Source organism: Sphaerisporangium sp. NBC_01403, assembly GCF_045040145.1.
GTDB lineage: Bacteria > Actinomycetota > Actinomycetes > Streptosporangiales > Streptosporangiaceae > Sphaerisporangium > Sphaerisporangium viridialbum.
Genome location: NZ_CP109534.1, coordinates 7,348,590 through 7,367,522, shown reverse-complemented (window position 1 = coordinate 7,367,522; position 18,933 = coordinate 7,348,590). Strand labels below are relative to the sequence as shown.

Annotated in this window: 11 protein-coding genes and 1 pseudogene; 6 read left to right on the top strand and 6 right to left on the bottom strand. The window is 64.7% G+C overall.

The genetic code is table 11. The features are described 5' to 3' along the window. Positions 1 to 109: 109 nt before the first annotated feature. The 4 genes and pseudogenes from OG589_RS32910 to OG589_RS32895 all read right to left on the bottom strand — a co-directional run. Positions 110 to 1,132 carry an IS3 family transposase gene (locus OG589_RS32910; RefSeq protein WP_405141975.1) on the bottom strand — a complete coding sequence of 341 codons (1,023 nt, stop codon included), beginning with the start codon at positions 1,130 to 1,132 and terminating at the stop codon, positions 110 to 112. Beyond that, a complete protein-coding gene (locus tag OG589_RS32905; protein WP_405141973.1) occupies positions 1,129 to 1,524 on the bottom strand; it encodes a hypothetical protein in 396 nt (131 codons plus the stop codon). The genes OG589_RS32910 and OG589_RS32905 overlap by 4 nt, the downstream gene beginning before the upstream one ends. Before the next feature lie 694 nt (positions 1,525 to 2,218). Next, entirely contained in the window at positions 2,219 to 4,738 is a 2,520-nt protein-coding gene (locus OG589_RS32900; protein WP_405141971.1) for a hypothetical protein, read from the bottom strand. Positions 4,739 to 5,127: 389 nt separating this feature from the next. Further along, a pseudogene (locus tag OG589_RS32895) lies at positions 5,128 to 5,859 on the bottom strand (IS3 family transposase); the annotation flags it as partial. A gap of 512 nt (positions 5,860 to 6,371) precedes the next feature. On the opposite strand from OG589_RS32895, the gene OG589_RS32890 reads away from it, so the two are divergent. Next, positions 6,372 to 7,373 carry a hypothetical protein gene (locus OG589_RS32890; protein WP_405141969.1) on the top strand — a complete coding sequence of 334 codons (1,002 nt, stop codon included), beginning with the start codon at positions 6,372 to 6,374 and terminating at the stop codon, positions 7,371 to 7,373. A 348-nt stretch (positions 7,374 to 7,721) separates the two neighbouring features. Here the strand turns inward: OG589_RS32890 and OG589_RS32885 are convergent, their stop codons facing one another. Further along, the gene (locus OG589_RS32885; RefSeq protein ID WP_405141967.1) at positions 7,722 to 8,357 is read right to left on the bottom strand and encodes a hypothetical protein; all 636 of its coding nucleotides are present in this window, start codon (positions 8,355 to 8,357) and stop codon (positions 7,722 to 7,724) included. Between the two features lies 1 nt (position 8,358). Here OG589_RS32885 and OG589_RS32880 point away from each other — a divergent pair, with 1 nt between their 5' ends. The 5 genes from OG589_RS32880 to OG589_RS32860 all read left to right on the top strand — a co-directional run bounded on the left by OG589_RS32880 (position 8,359) and on the right by OG589_RS32860 (position 17,897). Continuing rightward, positions 8,359 to 8,640: a hypothetical protein gene (locus OG589_RS32880; protein ID WP_405141965.1), complete on the top strand. Its 282-nt coding sequence runs from the start codon at positions 8,359 to 8,361 to the stop codon at positions 8,638 to 8,640. 557 nt (positions 8,641 to 9,197) lie between these two features. Further along, the gene (locus tag OG589_RS32875) at positions 9,198 to 10,463 is read left to right on the top strand and encodes a helix-turn-helix domain-containing protein (protein WP_405141963.1); all 1,266 of its coding nucleotides are present in this window, start codon (positions 9,198 to 9,200) and stop codon (positions 10,461 to 10,463) included. A gap of 51 nt (positions 10,464 to 10,514) precedes the next feature. Continuing rightward, positions 10,515 to 11,750, top strand: a complete 1,236-nt coding sequence (locus tag OG589_RS32870; protein ID WP_405141962.1) for a hypothetical protein — start codon at positions 10,515 to 10,517, stop codon at positions 11,748 to 11,750. Then, a complete protein-coding gene (locus tag OG589_RS32865; RefSeq protein WP_405141961.1) occupies positions 11,741 to 15,037 on the top strand; it encodes a hypothetical protein in 3,297 nt (1,098 codons plus the stop codon). The genes OG589_RS32870 and OG589_RS32865 overlap by 10 nt, the downstream gene beginning before the upstream one ends. A gap of 58 nt (positions 15,038 to 15,095) precedes the next feature. Beyond that, on the top strand, positions 15,096 to 17,897 hold the full coding sequence (locus OG589_RS32860; protein ID WP_405141959.1) for an RNaseH domain-containing protein: 2,802 nt from the start codon (positions 15,096 to 15,098) through the stop codon (positions 17,895 to 17,897). 11 nt (positions 17,898 to 17,908) lie between these two features. On the opposite strand, the gene OG589_RS32855 is transcribed toward OG589_RS32860, so the two are convergent. Next, positions 17,909 to 18,829, bottom strand: coding sequence for a hypothetical protein (locus OG589_RS32855; protein ID WP_405141957.1), 921 nt, complete (start codon positions 18,827 to 18,829; stop codon positions 17,909 to 17,911). Between the last annotated feature and the right edge of the window lie 104 nt (positions 18,830 to 18,933).

The window sequence follows — 18,933 nt, the reverse complement described above, 5'->3', positions numbered from 1 at the left end:
GAGCGCAGCCGAGATCATCGGATGCCATCTTCCAGGGCACCTGACGGCACCATATGACACTCAGCGATCAGGCTCGGTACGCGGTGCCTGTCAAACCTCGTGAGACACGTCAGGCTGCTTGATCTGCCTCGGGGTCCTCTTTCTCCTTCGGCGGCTCGTTGATCCACACCGTCTTGGGAAGTTGCGGCGGGGTGGGCTTGCGGCGGAAGCGTTCAGGGTTGGCCGCGTAGGCCGCCTGGAGTGTCTTTGCCCGTTCGGCCCGGACCTGAGCCGCGGTGTCCAGGTGCACCGACGCGGGGGTGTGCAGTCCGATCCCCGAATGCCGATGCTCGTGGTTGTAGTAGGAGAAGAACTCGGCGCAGAACGCTCGGGCATCCTGGATCGAGGCGAACCGCCCGGGGAAGACCGGGCAGTACTTCAACGTCCGAAACTGCGCCTCCGAATAGGGGTTGTCGTTGGACACCCGCGGCCGGCTGTGCGACTGGGTGATGTTCAGATCGGCCAGCAGCGCCGCGACCGGTTTGGAGGTCATCGAGGTGCCCCGGTCGGCGTGTATCGCCTTGGGCGCGATCCCGCCGTTGGCAGCGATCGCATCGGCGATGAACTGCTCGGCCAGCTCGGCCGTCTCTCGTGGGGCGACCTGCCAGTGCACGACGTACCGCGAGTAGATGTCGAGCATCACATACAGATCGAAGTAGACACCTCTAACCGATCCCTTCAACTTGGTGATGTCCCAGCTCATGACCTCGTTCGGGCCGCGAGCGGCCAACTCGGGCCGTACCCGCGCGGGATGTGTGGCCTGACGGCGACGCTCACGCACCTCACCATGCGCCCGCAGCAGCCGGTACATCGTGGAGATCGAGCACAGGTAGATGCCCTCATCCAGCAGCGTCGCCCACACCTGTGCGGGCGCCTTGTCGGCGAACCTGGCCGAGCGCAGGATTTGCAGCACCTGCTCCCGTTCGGCCGCCGACAGGGCAGCCGGATGCGATGCCGGCGCCGGCCGAGGACCCAGTACGTGGGGCTGGGGGTTGCGCCGGCGATGCACGGTCGCCCGCGAATTACCCGTCAGGGCGCAGGCTGCTGTGATGCCCACGACCGGTTCCAACTGGGCGAACGCCTCATCGATCACTTCTTGCGCGGCGCGTCGGTCTCCGCGCTCTCGGACAGCAACTCCAAGAGCGCGTGCGCTTTTCCCATGATCTCCAGCGCTGCTTTGGTCTTGGCCAGCTCTCGTTCGGCCTTCTCGGCACGCTCGCGCAGCCGCTCGTTCTCCCTGTCGGTCTCGCTCTTGCGCGGCTTGGGCCCCGACGGCTTGGCGGCCAGGGCGTTCAACGCGCCCGCGTCGCGGGCCTTTCGCCACTCGATGATGTGGGAGTGATAGAGCCCCTCGCGGCGCAGCAGCGCTCCTTTGGCGCCGGACTCGGTCGCGGCGTCGTAGGCCTCCACCATCGCCAGCTTGTACTCCGGCGTGAACGACCGCCGCTTCGGCCGATCCGATCGAGGTCTGTTGCCCTTGCCCACCCCACCATCATCGGTGAGATCCACACGAAGGTCGGCCAACGTCAAGGTCGCTGTCTGAAAGATCCTATTCTCGCCCTGCTTGAGTCACAGAAGACTCCTTTGTCCTCAAGTCTCACGGGAGTCTGACAGAGAGGGACTACGCGTCCTGATCAGTGACGGTGAAGGTCCTCAACCGCACTCCGCGCTCCAGCACTTGGCCGTCGACGGCCGCACCACCCCCGAACTCCAGGCCAAATCCCGGCACCAGCACCTGGGCAGCCTCGGCCGCTACGTGCGACTCGGCGAACAGACCTCCGCTCAGGTCACCGCCGACGCAGACCCAGCCACCCGCCGCAAACCCCGCTGAACAGCGGGCCCCGACGCGACCCGACCAGCCATTGTCACCGCAGGTCAGCGGCGGGTTCGTTGGATTTTCCGCGATTACTACTGGCAGTTACTGATCGAAGTCGACGCTGGTCATGACCTGTTCCCTGGTGATCGCATCATAGGCGGACAGGTCCCAGGGCCGAAGAGCAGGGCCAGCCGGTCCAGGAGCGCGGAGTCCTGGACCGGAGGAGGCGGAGGCGGTCCGCGCCGTGATTGCTCACCAGACCGAGCTGTACCGGTTGCCGCGGACAGTACACTCGCCGAGCATCTGTGAGCGGTCTACCTGGCGCGCAGGGAGCACGGCCTGGGCCTTCAGACCTCGCCGGGACTACAGCTGGAGGATCAACGCCTCGACCTGCTGCAGAGCACCGACGCTGGCCTCGGCAGTGCTGCGAGCTTTGGTCAGTTTCTCCATCCATTCGATCCGCTGGTCGGCTGACAGGGGCTGCTCCTCCAGGTCGTCGCGCAACCGCCGGGCGGTTTCGAAGTCGGCCAGGAGCGCGTCTGCGGACTGGACGGCGCGTTCGTACGCGCCGGCGGTGAGCTCGATCCGAGCGGGCAGTTCCCGCCGAAGATCATTGAGTCGTGCACGAGGGTCGGCCGCCACGGTTTCAGGCGCCCGCATCACGCTCTCCGAATTGGAGTTGTCGCTGCCGGACTGGCCGTCGTCCTCGTCCTCGGCACTGCCTGCGGCCTGTGTCGTGACGGGTGGGAAGGTCTTGTCGAACCACGCCTTGTCCACGACGAAGGCCGTGGGGTTCCCATCAGTGTCCGGTACAAGGACCATGCCCGCAACGATCGGCGTCCTGTTGTCGGGTTCCCAGCCTTGCTCGCCGTAGCAGATCGGAACCGTTCCATCAGGCGCCGTCGGAGCGCTGGAGACGTCGGGATGGGCGAGGATCCCCTTCGCGAAGGCGATAAGCAGTCCCCGGGTGACGGATGGCGCACGCCCCTGCGTGTAGGCCAGTTTCAGCGCGGCGACGGCGCTGGACGGGCTACGGCGTAGCCCCTTGCGCTGCTCGCCGGCCTCGCTGCCCTGCCCGGGCGTGATCAGCGGCTGGGGGGCGTGGATCAGGTTGGGCACCATGCGGTCGACCAGAGCCGACCACGCCGCGGGCTTTCCGGCCTCAGCTTCCAGGAGCAGCGTTCTGACCGAGCGGGGGTCTTGTCGGGCGCCTTCCTTGACGTCCGGAACTCCGAACAGGCCTGTCGCGGACAGGATGTTGCCACGCTGCAGAAACAGCTGAGCGATGGCAGCCGACCAGAGCCTGGTACGGGTCTCAGCGGCCTTCTTGCCGATCTGGCTCCAGGCGGGCTCCTGAAGCGCGCCCCGCACGATCGGCCAATTCTTTCCGGTATCGCGCCACTGGCGTCGCCCCGTCGGTTCTGGCGCCGCCGGAATATCGGGAAAGACCAGCGCGGTGATGGCACGGATGGCGATATCTCGCAGTGTCACTGGATCGGGTGTCTCCTCCAGCGGCAGCAGCGGAGCGAGCGGGTCGAGCGGTCCGTTGGCGGTGAGTGCCGCCCGCACGCCATCCACGTTGAGCTGGTCAGCGGCCCGAGCCTTGGGAACGGCGTCGCTGAGCGCTGGCACGAGCTGCTCGTCGGTGACGTAGGCGTCGACAAGGATGGCCCATAGGGCCATGAGGCGGGCGTCTTCGTCGTAGGGCTGGACGCCGCGCAGGTGGTCGTCGACGTTCAGCGTCCGCAGCAGGTGCTCCAGGGCCGCCGGATTGCTGCAACCGATCACGATGTCCGTCGGCACGGTGGTGATCTTCGCAGCACGGTAAGCGGGGTACTCCTGGCCAGCGTCCTCTCGGGCTCGGGCGGCGTTGAAGGAGGCGGAGATGCGGTTCAGGACTTCCCGCAAGCTGAGCAGCAGCGTGGGGGCGGAATTGTGGTTCGGCATCGACCACTGAGATGAGGGCATGCCCGTCACCAGATGCTCGGCCTGCACACCGTAGAGGTCGAGCCGGGCCAGGGCTCTGTTGTTCGCCGTCACGGCGACCATCCGCCACAGCTTCGTCATCTGCCCGTCGGGCTGCTGGATCTGCCACTGCTGAAGAGCGCACATCCCTCGCGACAGTTGGCCGGAGGCGACCAGCGACTCGACTAGGTCGTAGCCCCGGCGGCGGCCAGCGCGGCGCAGTTTCTCCACTGCGTAGCGTTGGAGGTGCACGGCCACGTCCTGTGGCTGGGGCGCGAGCACGAACGCTGCAGCGGGCTGCCCGTTGTGCTCCGCGGGCCGGACGATGGGGCGGGGCCGGCGATGACCCAGCGACGACAGCAGGCGGTCCTGTTCTAGCCGTGCTTCTTTCGCTACCTTAGCGGCAGCTCGGTGCTTGTTGTCCGCTGCTTCGAGTGCGGCGGCGGCGTGGGGCTGGCCATGTCCTGAGCGGCCGCAGGACGCCAGTTCCATCTCGGCAAGCTTCGCTGCCTTGTCGGCCTGTTCCACGGCGAACTCGGCGACAACAAGTTCCTGGACCAGTCGTGTCGCTTCGTCGCTGGGAGTGGTCCAGGCTCCGACCGTGCGGTCGTTGAGGTCCCATGGGACGATGCCCGCGCCGTGCACGTCGCAGGTGAGCAGGATCACCCTGTCTTCACCGGCCCCGACGAGCCGGTAGGCATGGGGAACGAGGACCCTCTTGCCCCGCTGAGAGGTCACCAGCTTCTTGATCTCGGTGTCGCTCAGGGCGGAGGCGAGGCCCTCGATGATCGCGTCCCGAGGCGGTGGGGTCAGCTCCACCTCGGCGCAGGTGTTTTCGATGGCATCAGCGAGACGTTCCCCGTAGACCGGGGTGCTGATGTAGCGGTAGATGCCGTCCGGCCGCTTCGTCGCGGTCATGGTGATCTGCTTTCTCCGGCTGCGCCGGGAGAAAGCACGCCCTCGGCTGTCGAGGGTGTGACACGCACCCGAGAGCCGAAGCCTCGCGCCAGCAGAACACGGACCGGTCCGCCAAGCGTCCGGTTCCGACCTGCTCCGTACGACCCTCCTGCCGCTGCCCGCAGAAAGATCAGCCCCAACGGCGCCACGGCGGCACCTGGACGTCTCGCAACTGGCTCCTACTCCGCCGACGGCGGCACGAGGCGGACACCGGTGGAGAACCACCGACGTGCGGATCAATGCTGGCATAAGGGAGTCCCGAGTGATGTCGAAACGGGAACTTGCGCGGCTCGCGACTCGGTTTGAGGGGAGTTGGCAGGTGTCAATTCCCTCAAAACGTGGAGACGGTCCTATGCCACAGCAGCCCTCAGCAGGGCCGTTGATGCTTGCCTCTTCTCGATCACCCGACGCTCGAATGTGATGGGCGGCAGCCCTTCATTGGCGCTGTGCCTCCTCCTGGCGTTGTAGAAATCGGTGATCCAGGTCGCGATCTTCAGACGAGCCTCGGCTCGAGTACGGAAGCGCTGCCGGTGGACGTACTCGACCTTGCGTGTGCTGTTGAACGCCTCGGAGGCTGCATTGTCGAGCGCGCAACCGGCCCGGCCCATCGACTGGACCACCCCATGCCGACGACATTCGGCCTGGTAGCAGGCGGCGGTGTACTCCGACCTGCGATCGGAATGGAAAATCACCCCGTCCACATCACCGCCACGGGTGGTCACCGCCATCTGCAGCGACGCGACGGTTAACGCCGCATCGTGATGCTCCGACATCGCATAGCCGAGCAGGCGGCGGGAGAACAGGTCCTCAACGGTGGCCAGGTACAGCGACTCATCGGTATTGATCATGGTGCCGTCACCGACCCACAGAACATCCGCAGCGACCGCGGCGAACTTCCGGCCGACCAGGTCCGGCGCGGCCAGACGCCGGCCCTGCCGCGTCAGCGAGCGCGGCTTCTTCGGCTTGCGGCCGGCCAGGCCCAGCTCGGCCATCCGCTTGGCCACCGTGTTCTCCGATACCTTGCAGCCCTCCGCGCGCAGATCTTGAGTGATCCGCGGCGAGCCGTAGGTGCCCCCGACGCCTCGAAATACCGCTTGATCTCCTCATCCAGGCTGGCCCGTCGCTGCTCGCGGTCCGTCGGCGCGCGATTGTGGGTTTCCATCGAGATCAAGCGTAGAGAGCCGCACCGTCAAATTGGTACTTCTCTTCCCTCTCCGCACAGGCCATGTTGCTGATTGGGTGTCATAGCTGAGCGCGACCACCGGTCAGCCACAAGGATCACGAGCGTGGTGACCACTGTCGACACGCACAACCCGAAGGCCACCATAGTGCTGGGACTGAGCATCTTGGAGATCACGGCGCAGCCGTCCTGGGACGAGGGTCACTCAGCCGAGGATCAGGAAAGTGCGATCAGGTTGTCCCGATAGCCAAGGGCGCGTATCTTTCAAGCAGGCATGGAGTTCGGAATTGGGTCTGAGCCACCGCCGACACGCTTCGAGGTGCTGGTCTCGTTAGGTGTGACCAGGCACCACATCCTCCTCTCCTCGAGTCGATTGGACCTGATGCGTCCTTTCGGCTGAAAGGACGCATCCCCATGGCTATCTACTCCCAGCACGCGAATCGCGGAAAGGTGCAGATCCTGGCCACTTATCGTGCGCCGGACGGCGTTCGGTCGGTGACTGTGACGAGCGTGGAGAACACTGCGCTTGCTACACCTCTGGTGAGTGCACTCAACAGAATCTCCGCTTATGCCACCGTCCCTATCACTGTGTGGGACGAGCGCAGAGAGCGTGTGGCGCGCTATCCCGCCGACCACCTTGCAGCGCTCGTCGACCAGAATGCGCGAGAGGATCTGCTAAAGGGCGCGCACAGCCTCTGGTACGAGTACGTGAAGCTGCTGCTTCACCAGGCGCTGACCGATCTGGACGCGGCAACGTCTTCGGTGCCCGGACCTGTCCGGACCGCAGTCGAAGCCGAGATCGAAGCGGAGGCGGGCGCACTGACCAGTTCTTCAGGGGACCTCGACCCCGAGGAGACGGAAGACATGCGCTTGTGCGAGTTCGACAATCCGTTCGTCACTTTCGATAGCCGGCGCGGGAACGTCTTCTTTGGCGATCCTCACTGCCTGGAAGGCGAACGCACCCGCCTCGACCGCCTCGAACGCGGCGCTTCCCGCAAGCGCCTTGAACGGGCAGTTGACGATCTACGGCTCCTCTATGACGCCCATGCCCGATGTGACAACGAGGGGGCGAACCTGATCATCGACAGCTCTCTGTTCGTCGAATATGAGCCATGGGACGAACCGGGCCGCTACTTCCTCAACATCTTCGCCCCTATGCCCAGCGATGATGACAACGCCTGGCAGTTGGAGATCGGGCGATGGATACCCGATGACCCAGAGGATGAGGACGGTTCCGCAACCGGAGAGACAGTTCTTCGCTGCGTTCGAGCAACCCCACCTACCGCCTCAGAGCTCATAGAAGTGCTGAATCTTAGTTGGGGGCGAGCTCAGCAACTGGCTGGTTGGGCGGTAACTCCCGTAGGCGAGGCGCTCGACGGTACGACGTTCGTGGTGACCCGCCGCTACGACAATTAGTACAGAGGTGGGTGACGAGTTCGATGACCCTGGGAAACGATTAGTTTCGGCCTGGGAAGCGATCTTCTGACATCCGCCATCACGGCTGCTCGACCGTACTCGTGAACCCCCAACCCAGGGCCGTTCTTGAGTTGGCTCAAGAGCGGTTGACGAGATCCCATCCGATCGCTTGATCGGGCGGGATCTCATCGTTTCCGAGGCTCTGTGGCCGCTGGGCGGGCTGATTTCGGCTCGTGCGGTGGCCCTGGCGGAGGGCGCTGCTGGTGGTGGACCGCAGTGTGGGACTGGCCGGTGGGCGTGCGAAACCCAACGGTCGTCGTGGTGTTGTGCGGTTGGTGGCAGGGCGGATCACTCGCGAGGTGGTGGTCTGCTGTCTGCCTTGGGCGGGGCGGGGTCGTGCTCGGCAGGCGTTGTCGTGTCCTGAGGTGCGGGCTCGGGGCGGTCGTGGGTTTGCCGCCAGCTGAGCAGGATGTGCTGGTTGGCCATGCAGACCATGAGCGCGGTCAGCAGTGTTTGGGCCACGCGGCCGTGCGCGAGCCGGTTCATGGGGTCGCCGACATCGATGTGGTGGCCCTTGATCCTGCCGTTGACGCCTTCGGTGTTGCCTCGGATGATCTTGCAGGCGTCCTGCCAGGTGGGGTGAGGTAGCGCCGGTCTTGACGGAGTTTGTCCCTTGATGCCGAGGTCGTCGGGGCGCAGCGTGATGGTCGACTTCTGGCAGATGCGTGGCAGTTCGGCCAGGGGAAGGGGCCGTTTCCTCTCGTTGTCGGGCAGCAGGATCGTGGGTTTGGCGGCCATGTGGGCGGCGCGGGCGTTGGCCAGATCCATCGCTGCGGGAGAGGCAGGCGGGGTGGGGCGGGTGCGGTTGAGGCGCGGGCAGGTCACCGAGGGGGAAGGGCCCGCGGCCAGGCATTGCAGTCGTACCCGTCCTTGGGTGTCGGCGCTTTGTTTGAGCTTGAGCCAGTAGGGCTTCGCTACCCGCACGATGCTCTCCGCCCCGGCTGTCCTCACCGGTCTCGGCATCGCTGTCCATCAGGCGACCGGCCTGACCCAGAACGCCGACAGCATCACGCCCGCCGGGCTGACCAAGCTCTTGGACGGCATCCGCTGGGATAAGGAGCCCGCGTTCTGGTCCGGCATCGCCGGGAACACCAACGTCCATGGCAAGCTCACCATCGGCGGGGGCGCAAAGGACTCCGGCGGCCGGGTCGCCGACGCCGTTCTGTACCCGAACAGCACGACCGGTCGCCAGATCCGCGGCCGGTAGCAGCACTCGATGAGTGGTCCCCGCCGCCCGCAATGCGGCGGGGACCATCTCGTATTCTGCAGCCCTGGCTCCGCCCTCCCCCCGGCGAGCGGGGCCAGGGCGCGTCCAGTTCAGCCCGAGCCGCTACCCACCTGCTGCATGGTCACCCGACCCCCGGCGGATCTCGATCAGCGGCGCCTGGTGGTGACGACTACTACCAGAGCCAGTGCAAGATCTGGGGAAGCGGCCAGCCAGCGGGCCTGGCAGTAGTCGCCGAAAATCCAACGGATATCGCCGACCATCGTCGACGTGAGGCATCCGGGCGAGGTCAGTGGCACCTTCGGTCCGGCCCGCCGCACGCACTGACCGGCGCACCAGTTTGAGGGCTGAACCCACGGGGTCGGGGCGCGGCGCGTGTGGGTGCTGATCGATGACGCGCTGCGGACGTCCGGAGCGCTGCTGTAAGCCGACAGGAGTCCGCGGATGCTCAGCGGCTTGTTTCAGGCAGCATGCGCAGGGGGATCGAACAAATGATCGACGGGAGTGGTTTTCGGCAGAGTGAAGTTTATAATGGCTACATGTCTCGTCAGCCTGAGCCCTTCGCGCCTGGCGTGTTGTCCCTGCTTAGGGCGAATGCCAGGCTGACGGTGTCGGGTTTGGCGTCTGCGGTGGGGGTGTCGGCGCGGCAGATCATCTACTACGAGCAGGGCAGGCACTCACCCTCACCGGCGCGGTTGAAGAGGCTGGCTGAGGTACTTGGGACTTCGGCGCAGGCGTTGACGGGTGTTCCCCGCGAGGAGGAGACCCTTACGGACTTGCGTCGATTTGCTGGGCTGAATCGTGGGGGCGCCGCCAGGGCGTTGGCGGAACGGGTGCCAGAGGTGACGGTCTGGAAGCTGCAGGCGGTCGAGTCCGGCATCGTTGTCCAGGCGTGGGCTGACCCGGCGTCCCTCGAACAGGTCGTTGCAGGTTTCGCTGAGATATACGGCACGTCGACGTCTGCTGTTCGGCAGGCGTGGTTGCGGGCTTTTCCGCAGCAGGCGTACCTGTTCCGCGCGGCACCGGTCAAGCGGGGGAAAGACGAGACGGTGGTAGCTTCATCGGACAAGGGGATGCGTGACTGGCGGGCGTTGAACGAGCGGCAGCAGGCCTATCTGGTGGCCTGCTTCCATCAGGATCAGGAAGCCGAAGCTCACGCGCGCGCTGAGCACGCGGCTGGGCGTGATCTCGGACCGGCCAGCGTCTGGCGTAAGCTGCCGTTCACCATCAAAGCCGACCCTGCTTTCACCGGCTACACCGACATCCAACTGCGGCTCAAGGAACAGGGGCTGCTCGATCCAGGTGCAGGCTCGAGTCTGGCTGTGCTGAAACGCCACGGACTGATCACGCTGACCGAGGATCAGGTGGAAGTGTTCCCTCTGGGGCCGGTCAATCGCGTGCTGGTGGAATTGACCCGGGTAGGTAGGGCATGTGTACGGGCAGGACTGGGAGCCCAAGCGCCGGTTCGGACCCCGGCGCATCTGTTATCCGCGTGGTTGTGGGAGAACCTGTTGAAGGTCGCCTCAGCCGAGCCCGATGGGTTGCCGGAAGCCGGGTTGTGGGGGAAGGCCAGGTTCTATCTGGGGACAGGGTTCCGGCCGAATGGGGCGGCCAGTCGCGGCTACATCGACGCCGAGCCGATTCGCGTCGAGGTCGCCCAGGGCGCGTTCGTCAAGGAATACCGCTGGCATCTCACTGAAGCTGGCCGACGGCACATCGTTGATTATTTCGATGACTATCAGGACCTATATCCGCAGTTCGAGGTGGACGAAAGGACCCGTGCCGCGGCTGCTGCCGATCTCTGAGCGTTAGAGTGCAATCTCAAACTGTCACACCCACTGGTTAGCATGCCCGGTGTGAACGACCCGAGCTCACTCTTGGATGCTCCCGAGGTTCGGCATACGGTGATGGCGGCCGCTGCCTTGGCAGCGCAGGCCCTCACTGACGCCGAGGCGCCCCCAGAGCATCGACTACGCACCTTGATGGAATCCCACGGCCGGATCATGGCGGCCCGCGGCCCCTCTCACCCACTGACCTTCGCTGAATTCCGTGAACTGCTCACTGGAGACCTCAATCTTCTGCTGCCGGGGGAAGTGCCAGCGGAGGAGATGCAGGGCGTTCGTCTGATCACTGGAGACGGGCAGTTCGACGACGACCTATACGACCTGGAGGCCGAGCAGCGGCTGGTGCTGCGGACCTTGTCTCGGCTGACTCGCGGTGGCCGCTCAGCAAACGGAGATGATCTCGAAGCGGAGATGGACCAGGAACGGGCCTACGCTGGCCTGAAGAAGGCCATGGACCAGACCGTATATGTGGAGGGCCGCAAGGCACTCATTGACTATCCGGCCGGGCCGGTCAGCAAGCTCCGTAAGCTGCCGCTGCCCAGTAGCGTTCGGCAGTTCTACACCGACATCCCGCACGCTGCGGTCTTCGACCGTTGGTGGTTCGCCTGTCCGGTATGCGAATGGCCCATGCGGGTGACGCTTCAGCAGACCCGCGGCGGTCGGTCCGGAAGCGTCCAGTGCTTCCACCGACCGCACCGCGACTTCGGAGCCAAGTACCACTTCAAGATCCCGGCCGACGGCGGGGCGCCGAAGCTGGTCCCCGCCGCATCGGCGCCCGTCGCACGGTCGGGCAACGACAAGGTGCTGTTCCCCACAGTGCATGGCGTGACGCCGCAGGCGACACTGGTCAAGGACCACGCCGCGCTCACTCGTGGCGTATGGCGCTGGACCACCGTGCCAGGTCTGGTCGAGGTCGCACTCTACGAAGCCCTCAAGGCGCGCGGCCTGGCGCCAGTCCTGTGGCCCGATCTCGACTCCTACGACCTTCAAATCGAGGTTGCCGGCGCGGGAGGGAAGACGCAGTTCCGGATCGATCTCAAGGATTACAGCCACCCGCTGCTGCTGGCCCAGAAGATCCAGGCGGATAAGGGCGACGCCGGAGGAGCCGACTGGCTTGCTGTTCCCGACTACCGGGCCTCCAGCCTCCCCTTGCTGAGCCGCGTATGCAGCGAGTTCGGTTTGAGTGTCTCGACCGCGGGTGACCTCGGCGCGAAGATCTGTGAGGAGGCAGGTGTCCAGTGGGCCTGACGAAGCTATCGAAGAACGATGCTGCCATCTGCTGTGCGCTGGCGCTGGCCGCCCACTACTTCCCCGGTTACGACGAGGGGGGGAACCCGTGCGGCTCCTTCCGGTACGCCGCCTACCTGCTGAGCGGCCAGCTCGATAAGTGGTCGAGGTGGCGAGGCCTGCCGCATGAGGAGAAGCAGCGTCTCGCTGCCGTAATGGTGGCCGCGCCCGAAGACCTGTCCAAGACGACCGTGTTCGGCATTCGGGCCCGCAAGCTCCTCACGCCCACCGAGCAGGGTCCAGCCCCATGGCCGTTCCGCCTATCCGGTGAGAGCGGCCGCGAGCAGGCAGCTATCCCGATCGTCGGGGGCGATCTGCTGGCCTACGTGGACCGTATGCTGGATCGGCTCGGCAAAGATCATCGGCGACGGCGGCCACCCAAGCCTGCCGATGCGGGGGATTGGCTCACCCGCGATCGTTACGTGGCTGGCCATGGGCTCGTACAGGGAAAAGTCACGATTCCCGGCTTCACCTCAGGCGCTGGCGAGATGACGCCGCTGGAGGTGGTCACCGCTCCTTATCGGGCCGAGATCACAATCGACGTGCCCGACTTGCTGGAGGTGGCACGGGAGATCGACCTGCGGTACCCGCCGGAAGGCCGGTATCTGGAGCAGGTCCTCACCGATCTGACGAGTCAGTTGAACACCATCGACTCGTTGAAGGCTAGCGATATGATCCGGCTTCTGGCCGGGCCGATGGAGATCCTCAACGCACCCACCGGCACAGGAAAGAGTGTGCTGGTCCGGGTCGCCGCGTCCTGGTTCGCGCTCAACGGCATGACCATCACGATCGTCCTGCCGACCGTGGACGCCACCTTGGCCACTACCTGGGACATCCACGAGGACCTCCAGCACCTGTCCGCCCGTAGAACGATGCCCGCACCGGTCTCGTGCACGCCGTTGATGTCGGCTTGGGGGTTGCATGACCGGGCGATTAAGGCTGCGGGCCGTGTTGAGGGAGCGTTCCTCCACCAGTCGACCAAGACGCTCTGGAAAATCGACCAGCTGGCCTACGGATGTGCGCTGAAGGCCCACACCCAGATCAGCCACCCCCTCCCCAATGGGGAAGAGCCCTGTACGGCTTTGCGAGCCCTCCCTCCTGGCCGGGGCACGCGCTCATGCCCGTTCATGTCGACCACCTGCGGGAAGTTCGAGCAGCACCGACAGGCGGTGACCGCGTCGGTGTTGGTGACCAATCACCACAACCTAATGATGGGACGGTTCCCGCTCGGTGTCCTGGCCGACGGCCGTCTGGTCGGCGATATGACGATCGCCGAGCTGGTGCTGCGCCGCTCTGACATCGTCATGATCGACGAGGTGGACCAGTTCCAATCAGTCGCGATCGGACAATGTGCACGAGAGATCGTCTTGGATTCCCGGCACCGCCGCACCGTTCCACTCCGGCAGTTGGACGACGACAAGACCGACCTGCCGGTGGAAGCGGTCAAAGACCTCTGCCCGACAATCAGCCATGCCCGGTATCTTTCAGAATTCCTGCTGGCGTCGATCTGCACCGGGGACATCCACCTGAGGCAGTACGAAGGAAGCGGCCCCGCCAAAGACCGGCCCGGTCTCAACACGACCGGTTGGCACCTGGCAGGAGGCCGAGACCGTCGCCTCATCACTCTGCTGTTCCCAAGCGCTGGCATCACCGATCTGCAGGACATCCCGAAGGACCTGTTCGATACCCTCAACGCCCTGCACCCCGTCCCGCCCGCCGCGACGAGCGACACCCGGCCCGACTCTGCACCGGTCCAACTGCCCGACCCCTTGGCGAAGGTGCGGGACCTGCTGGAGAGAGTCCTCGCTCCCCGCGGCGACGACCTGCTCGCTCAGGTCAAACTGGAGCTGAACGAGGCGCTGGAGCAGACCGTCACCAATGCTCACGACCGTAGTGAGGCCATCGAACTGCTACTCGTGCGGACCTGGCTGACCGAGCTCGACGACGCACTCGGCCTGCTCCGCAGCAAGACCGCCCAACTACGATCCGTCGGCCTGCAGTCCGCTCGTGATCTGGCCGAACGCCTGGAGTCGAAGATCGGCGGCAACATCTTCCCCTACGGGATGCTCGGTGGCGCGATCGTCGGCTATCGGGTCACCGGACTGGACGACCCGGACAAGAACGCCGAACTCACTGCACAATTCATCACCGGCGACCCGCACACTTACACCGCCCAGCTAGGCAGCATCCTGTCCCTCGCCCTGGCCGGAGTCGAACGCCCTGTCATGGGGCTGTCGGCCACCGCCTACTTCCCCCAAGCGGTCCGTGAACATGTCCATGCCGACGTCAAGTGGTGGATGACCGACGCCGCACCCGCCAGCATCCGCGCCGAACGCCATATGATCACCGATGCGGTCACCGACAAGGCCATCCAGATCTCCGGTATCCCCCAGGCGATGAAACGCCGTGCGCTGATCACGCTCGGGGAACGGCTCTACGACACCGAGATCCACAATGAACTCGCCCGAATCGAGCGCACCGACCCGGCCCGCGCACACGCCGCCGTCGTTGTGAACTCCTACGAGCACTGCCGCCACATCGCCATCGGCATCCATAACGCTGGCCGGTTCACCGGCGGCCTGTGCATCGCCGTCCCCGCCGAAGCGTCCCGCCGCGAGCAACTACGGCGACTAGCGCCACTGCCGCCAGACGTCGTCGAGCTGACCCCGGACGAATTCGAAACCTTCCCGACGCGCGGCCGGATCCTCATCGTGCCGATGGCACGGATCGCCCGCGGCCTCAACATCGTCATCGGCACCAAATCCGCCATCACACCCGTCTACCTATGCACCCGGCCGCTTGCTCTGCTCACCGACCCACCCGAGATGTACGCGAGCGTTAACGCCGCCGGCCTGCACGCCCTGCCTGCTCTGCCCTCAGACGACCCCGTTGCCGCTCTCGCGGAGGCCCGTCAGGCAGCCTGGCAGCGTCTGGGAGTGATCATGCGCTCCGCTCCCGGGTTCGTCGCCGCCCGCCCCGAACTTCAGGAGGAAATCGTCGCGGGAATGATCGTCGACATGATCCAGCTTGCTGGCCGTGCCCGACGCGGCGGCACCGACATGACCTTGCACCTGGTCGACTACGCCTTCCACGAGGACTCCTGGCAGTCCGACCTGGCGAACATCCTGCGCCGCATGTACGACGGATGGCATCCTGACACTCGCCGCCGAATGAACGCGATTTACCGAGAAGCCCTGGCCGCGTTCCTCGCCTACGCCGGCATTGACACCAGCGCCGACGACGCCTGACCAACCGGCCTCCCCGAGGGAGACGCCCTTCACTTCCCCTAAGGAGGGAACCCTTCCCATGGCTGGAAAACTCCGTCGGCAGTTGGACCTGCTGGCCTACCGGGCTACCCCCGCCCTGCTTGCAGACGCCACAGTCAGCCTTCGACTGTTTGAGCCCGGTGTCGTGTCGATGTGGCGGCTGCTCGATCGGCAGTACCGGGAGTTGGTGAAGAACAGCGACGCTCAGACGCCCTACTCGATTGCGACCAACGCGCTGCGCTGCCTCACCGGCGGTTACGTTCACCTCGACACCGACCGCGGGTTCCTTGTCAGCCGCGACCCGATCGACGACGACACCCTCTGCGACACCTTCACCCTGCTCACCGGGCTGGTCAACGGGCAGACTGTCGAGGAGGTCAACCTATTCAAGCCCAGCACTCTCGCCGAACGCATCGCCGGTACCGTTCAGGAGGAGCGGCTTCTGGCTGACCACCTCCTCGTTACCACGAGCGGGCAGCCCAACGCCGACGCGTGGGTGTATCAAAGCATCGGCTGGGACCTAGCTCGCCGATTCTGCAAGGACCCGTGGGAAGTAGACGGGCAGACGGTCCATCTGCGACCTGACAGCGGCGGCGGGTTCATCGCTTGGAACCTTCCCTGGTCGAATAAAGCAGGCACCGCACACGCCCTGGCTCGCGGTCGCATGCTGATGAAGACCATGGCGAACATTGGCGACCCGCTCATCTTTCTATCGGCGTCCGCGACCCGCATCCAGAACAGCATGACTTGGGCCCGCACCGTCCTGGTCGAGCAGACCAAGAAAGACAGACCGATCATCGCGGTCGAATTGGCAGGGCGCGGTCAGTTGCGCGTCATCCATCGCATGACGCTTCAAACTCTGGCCCGTCTCAACATGGACCACTCGGTCCTACACGGCGTCCAAGAGCGGATCGACCACGAAGAACGTGCGCGTCAAGAGGCCAAGGAAGCCGGGGACGACACGTGGCGTCCTCCAGGCGGGCCGCTGACCAGGATTCGGCCCATCGAGAGTAAACATTACAAATTCCCTATCGGGACAGGCGTCGGCCTGTTCTTCGAACGCGAACTCGACCGTAGGTTCCGGGAGGTATTCGGCGACACGGCGATCAGCCCAAACGTCGTCGTCGACACCGTCGGAATGAAGCAGCGCAAACAAGCCGACATCCTGCCCACCCCCGAAGAAGTCGCGAGATCGCTTCGCACCATGGGCTACCAGCGGTTGCGTCTGGTCTGCCTGTGGTACAAGGACGAGAATCGCCTTCGGATGATCCGCGCCCTCTGCTCCGCCTACAGACTCGAGACCGAAGCCGACCCGGTCGACGGCGAGTCGGTGGCGTTGCTCGACGACCGCGTCACCGCTGTCTTCCATGAAGCACCCCGGTTTCTCAAGCACGGGCCCGACTCCGGGATGAAGGAGGACCTCGACGGCCTAGCTGGACTCCAGTCGGAGCAGGGAACCCTGATCGGGGTGTGGGCCGAGACCGAGTGGGATGACGACGAGGACGAACAGCAGGAAGCAATCGAAGGGGACGACCAAGAACTGACGGGTATAGAGGGCAGTAGCGAAGAATCCGCCGGCCGACCGGGCGAAGACGAAGACGCCAAGCACCGCAGCCGTCGCACCCTATCCCGCCGCAACATCGCCTCGCAGTACATCAAAGACGGCAAGAAGAAGACCGCCAAGACGAAGACCACCACCGCGAAGCAGCCTGTTGATCCGGCGCAGACCAAACCCAAGAAAAAGACCCAGGACCACCCGGCGATCTACGCCCAGCTCGACCTCTATCGGAGCCTGGGAATCGTCGACCGGCGCATCGACGACGTCATGGTCGGCGGTGTTGTCGACCGCATCGGTCCATATAAAGCGACCGAGGTCGCGCACTGCGGCATCCACGTCCGCCGCCAGAGCAAGCGCCGCGGTGAGCGGTCGGCGAAGATCTGCGTAACCGCCACCGTCCTGAGGCCTCCGGCTGACCCAAGTCAGGCATGGACACTGCACGGGTGGAGCTACACCGATCGCAACTGGCAGCCCTATACCGACGCCCAGAACGCCTTCCACGCCGAGGACTACCCGGAGGGCAAGATGACCGAGCTCATCGATGACAACAAGGGCCACAAGTTCGTCGCCAAGACCATCGACCAAGCCCTAAACGACCTCGCCCGCTACCTCGACGGAACCCCATACACCGTCACGGTCGACGGCAACGCTACTCGACGCCTTTGGGGCGGCCTACACAACAACAAGCAGGGCGAGACAGGCAAGCCCGGTACCACCTGGCTGCCTGGATACAGCCTCCGGGAGGACTATCGCCCCGTCGCTGTGATCCGGATCAACAAGGACACCTACGAGACACCTCGCCCGTTCGGCGCCACGTGGATCAGCGAGGACGACGAACACAACACTAAAACGACGTCGAAGAGTCTGTTCCGCGTTGACCCCGACTTCGGTCACCCAACCTGGCTGCTCGTCACCGTCCCACCCCAGCATGACGGTGCCAACAGCGGCCGACTCGGCGAGGATAAGACCCGCTGGGCCGCTGACCACGGCTCCAACATCGAAGGACAACTCCGCAAGAATGAGATGGCCGCCAACTGGTACGCGATGACCGCCACCGAGATCTACGTCATCCCGCTCCGCGACGACATCCAGCCCCGCCCCCTCGCAGTCCTCACCGCACGCCTGTGCAACCAGCCACTCACCTGGGCCAACCGCACCCGCTATAGCGCCCCACTACACGCGGCCCAAAAAATGGACCAAGATCATCCGCAATATCGCCGCACTCAGGTCGCCGAATCCGACGACGGCACTGCGCAGTTGGGATTGACTGACAGCCTCGACTGATCAGGACATGACTACTCGGGCGGCGCGTTCTGCGCGTCGAATTCGGTCAGTTGATCACGGAGTAGAGCGGCCTCGGCTTCAGCTTTTTGGAGACGACGTTGCAGGCTGGCTCTAGAAGGCGGTGCCGGAGGTTCGGGCTTTCGTTCTCGTGGAAGAAGCCAGCCGATGCGTTGATATGCGACGATGTATCGCGCACGAGGGCAGGTGTAGCACAGTTCCTCGGGTTGCGGCCTCGGCCAGCCTTGAGCGAGCATTCGCTTGTAGTGTTCACGTTCGCGCTCGTCCTGCCTATCAGGGTCTGACGCCCAGAACTCCTCAAAGTCAGCGGTCATCTCTTGAAGTCTCTCGGGACTGACTCGATGAGGGCCGTCCTCGGGCTTCCAATCCAGGTCCGTGACGACGTCGGTCGCGTGCCCACATGACAGGGTCACTTTCCAGAAAGCCTTGGTGCAGCGCTCATCGCGGCGGATCAGGGCCCACGACTCCGAGTCCTCACCCTCTGGTGGGTCGACGGGATCCGCAGGGAAGGAGACTTCTCTGCGGGTTCCCCAGTCGGTGATATCTCGATAGGGCTGGGGTGGAGTGTCGTCGTGGGAACAGAGAATCTGGCCTACGGGTAGTGAATTTTCGTTGACATGATCATGCCATCTTGCCTGGTCAGGCAGGTTGTTGTCGCCGTAGGTCAGGACCTCGGTAACGCAGTCGCAATCGAGTTGGATGCGCCACCGGTAAAACTTGTCTGGGTCAGGTGCCCAGAACGCCCAGAGGATGGATGGGATGCGTTCGCGACGCTTGGCGTTCAGGTCGAGGTACTCCCGCAAAATATCCGTGCGTGGTCGTGCTCTTCCAGGCAATCGCCGAGGGACTCCTGCTTGCGGAGGTGTGATTGCCGGCAGCGAAGATCCCGTCTCGGTGGTCGGCGAGGTATGCATGGTTGGGCTCCCTCCTACTTCCACCAACGATGGTAAGGACCGACACCGCATGACAGGCGTAGAAGCGGCAAGTCCATGTCCAGGACCGGAGGTGATCCTGGCCC